Raw genomic sequence first — 576 nt, 5'->3', positions numbered from 1 at the left:
ACCGCGGTGACCTCGGCGATCACCGAGTCGGTGGTCAGCGGATCGCCGGAGACCAGGCGGACCACGTCGTGGCCGTTCTTGGCCTCGGCGGCCAGGGTCTTCGCGACCTCGGCGGGCTCGCCGAGGGCGGGCCGCACCTCGGAGAGGGGGTGCTCCGGGTCGACCTCGACGCCCTTGACCAGCAGCGCCGTGCCGACCAGCGCGGCGACGCCCTTGTCGACGTCGGGATCGGTGAACGCGAGCGTCGCGTTGGCCAGGACGTCCCTGGCGCGGACGGTGAGCAGCGCGGGATCGCCGGGCCCGGAGCCCACGAACAGGATCCGTCCGGGAGTGTTCTTTCGGACTCGGCTCATCGGTTGTTCTCCAGTGCGTTCAAGTGTCGAGCAGTGTGGGGTCGTGCGATGTCAGGTGCTGTGACGGGGTGCTGCGGACCGGGGTGGTGCCTGGCCCGCCTGGGTTTCGACGATCTACACATCGGCGACACCCATCAACTCGCGGGCGCCGAGGTCGAGCAGTTCGCGGGCCAAGGCCCGGCCCAGCTCCTCGACACGGTCGGGCGGGCCCACCACCGATGCC

Annotated in this window: 1 protein-coding gene; it reads right to left on the bottom strand. The window is 71.0% G+C overall.

From position 1 onward, the window contains the following. Window positions 1–353 (bottom strand): SAM-dependent methyltransferase (locus AC1DYG_RS18985; protein WP_477641422.1); only part of this gene is annotated, 353 nt, incomplete at its 3' end. Between the last annotated feature and the right edge of the window lie 223 nt (window positions 354–576).

The sequence above is a fragment of the Pedococcus sp. P1_H8 genome (assembly GCF_056405175.1).
The sequence above is the reverse complement of the archived record's forward strand: the minus strand, read 5'-3'. Positions and strand labels throughout refer to the sequence as shown.